This window comes from Methanospirillum sp. (assembly GCF_035560735.1).
In the GTDB taxonomy this organism is placed as follows: Archaea; Halobacteriota; Methanomicrobia; order Methanomicrobiales; family Methanospirillaceae; genus Methanospirillum.
In genome coordinates this window covers 1-2575 of sequence record NZ_DATMYY010000188.1, presented here as the reverse complement: position 1 = coordinate 2575, position 2575 = coordinate 1, and the positions used below count along the sequence as shown (strand labels likewise).

Genomic DNA, 2575 nt, shown 5'->3' with positions numbered 1-2575 from the left:
TTTAATGAATTTGTGTTACAAAGTCACTGGGCCTCCCTTTCTTATGAAACTTCTATATGGCTCTTTTGCCTGTAGGGAAACAAATAGATAGTGCTTTATGCCATGGCGTAGAGTCAATATCACTACTGATGTAATTGGTAACACTTTGTAAAAGTAAAATCAATTATGTCCGATGTAGTACTATCAAGTGAAGGTAAAAATTATGAAAGTTGCAATACTTGGAGCGGGATGTTATCGGACACATGCCGCAGCGGGAATCACGAACTTTTCTCGAGCATGCGCCGTTGCCGAGAAGGTACAGAAGCCTGAAATTGCGATGACCCATTCAACCATTATTATGGGTGCTGAACTTCGTGAATTAGCAGGAATCAAGGATATTGTTGTCTCTGATCCTATCTTTGACAACCAGTTTACTATCATAGACGACTTTGCATACGAGGATGTGATCGCCGCACACAAGACCAATCCTGAGAGCATCATGCCACAGATCAGGGCGAAGGTAAAAGAAGTTGCCAAGGATCTTCCAAAACCACCAAAAGGCGCAATCCACTTCACTCACCCTGAAAAAGTCGGCCTTAAGGTTACAACTGATGACAAGGAAGCAGTCGCCGATGCAGACTGGATCATTACCTGGCTGCCAAAAGGAGATATGCAGAAAGGTATCATCGAGAAATTCGCAGGTGACATAAAAGAAGGTGCCATCATCACCCATGCATGCACCATCCCAACCACCAAGTTCTACCATATCTTTGAAGAGCTCAACATTGCAAACAAGGTCAATGTCTCCTCGTATCATCCTGGGGCAGTTCCTGAGATGAAAGGACAGGCATTTATCTCTGAAGGGTATGCCAACGAAGAGACAATTAAGAAACTCTACGAGATCGGAGCACTTGCACGGGGCGAAGCGTTTAAACTCCCGGCAGAACTTCTTGGACCTGTCTGTGATATGTGTGCAGCTCTTACTGCAGTGACATATGCCGGTTTGCTCACGTACCGTGAGTCCGTCATGAATGTTCTTGGAGCTCCGGCCAGCTTTACCCAGATGATGGCAAAGGAATCACTTGAACAGGTGACTGCACTCATGACAAAAGTGGGGATCAAAAACCTTGAAGAGCACCTTGACCCCGGTGTATTCCTAGGCACTGCCGACTCCATGAACTTTGGAGCGGTTGGTGAGATCCTGCCAACTATTCTTCAGGCTCTTGAAAAGAGAAAGAATAAGGCATGCACCCCTGATGGAATGTGCAAGTAATCGCCATCAGTTTGAAAAACTCTCGCAAGAGGCCAGGTATTTAAGGTCACGGAGATCTTCTCAGGATCTCCGTTTTGTGGTGTTCTCTCCAGATGAAAAACAAGGAATCTCATGTTCTTTCCTGAAACAGTCATCACCGGATGCGGAAATCCGCTCTATGCAGATGATGGGTTCGGGCCTGCAGTGATACAGAACCTGAAGACATGTGTTCTTCCGGCTGGCGTAAAGGCAATTGATACAGGAACCGGAGGAAATGAATTTGTCTTCTCACTGCTGGATCCAATGGTGACACGGCGCCTTATTGTGGTTGATGCAGCAGATTTTGGAGCTAAACCCGGTTCACTCACATTGATTAATCTATCCGATCTTCCAGCCGGAGGAATAACAGATCATCAGCCGGGAGGAGTGGCTGAAACCCTGCTGATGATGAAGGATATCAAAGAGATTCTCCTCCTTGGGTGTCAGCCCGGGATGGTAACGTATCCTGAGATGCATATTGGACTTTCGCCAGAGGTAACGTCAGCAATTCCCCTTGCTCGCTTGGCGATCCTGAATATACTGCATGATTCTCAACCCTGGTCACTCATCTCGGATCAGGGGATGATGCATGATCGCTCTGATTCGCTCCTGTTGCCGACTCATGCAGTCAGGTGGAAACAATATCAGTTCTTTCCATGTTCTACAGGATATAGTTCTCCCGGGAGATAGTCTGGTACTCCTGGATAGAAATCTTTTTGTTACTGAATGAAATTTCGTAACACTTTTGCTCCCAGGATGTACATAGTACTTCGGCGGTCGTCATACATTTTGAGGTGATGTCCGCACATCAGGAGGTATAATGGACAATTCCTTCCATCCCCAGTGCCGTATAGTCCCGATACGGATGCTTCATCCCGATCATGCAGCCTCATTTATTGAGGGCATCTCTAAAATTCAGGGTGTACGACGAATGCTCGTTCATGGTCCTGCATTTGCATCCGGACATCCCGGGAGGACTGTACATTCATGCGAGATTCAGCCACCAGAATTTACCGGTGTTGAAATTGGTGATCAGGTTGTGGATATGCATGTTCTCATGGCTGATCTAACTGTGGAAACAAACGATGAGGCAACGATAGATAGCATTGGTGTTTATTGCCAGGAATTTTTTACTGATCTCCCATTCCAGATTCTCGTAGGTACTTTTCTCAAGACAAAACCTTCACTATCAGATTATATCAGGGATGGTCAGGATCATGAGCAACTATTGCTTGGTATGACTGATTCGCATGAGAGAATTGAAACAGCATATCTTTCAGGAGACACAACGGGATCATGTGGTCC

3 protein-coding genes are annotated in these 2575 nt (G+C 45.9%); all 3 read left to right on the top strand.

Features of this window, described 5'->3' with window-relative positions; translation table 11 throughout:
• Positions 1–202 precede the first annotated feature (202 nt).
• Positions 203–1252, top strand: a complete 1050-nt coding sequence (gene hmd, locus VN429_RS05645; protein ID WP_325630759.1) for a 5,10-methenyltetrahydromethanopterin hydrogenase — start codon at positions 203–205, stop codon at positions 1250–1252.
• 111 nt (positions 1253–1363) lie between these two features.
• Positions 1364–1960: a hydrogenase maturation protease gene (locus VN429_RS05640; protein WP_325630757.1), complete on the top strand. Its 597-nt coding sequence runs from the start codon at positions 1364–1366 to the stop codon at positions 1958–1960.
• 130 nt (positions 1961–2090) lie between these two features.
• Positions 2091–2575 (top strand): methyl-coenzyme M reductase operon protein D (locus tag VN429_RS05635; protein WP_325630755.1); only part of this gene is annotated, 485 nt, incomplete at its 3' end.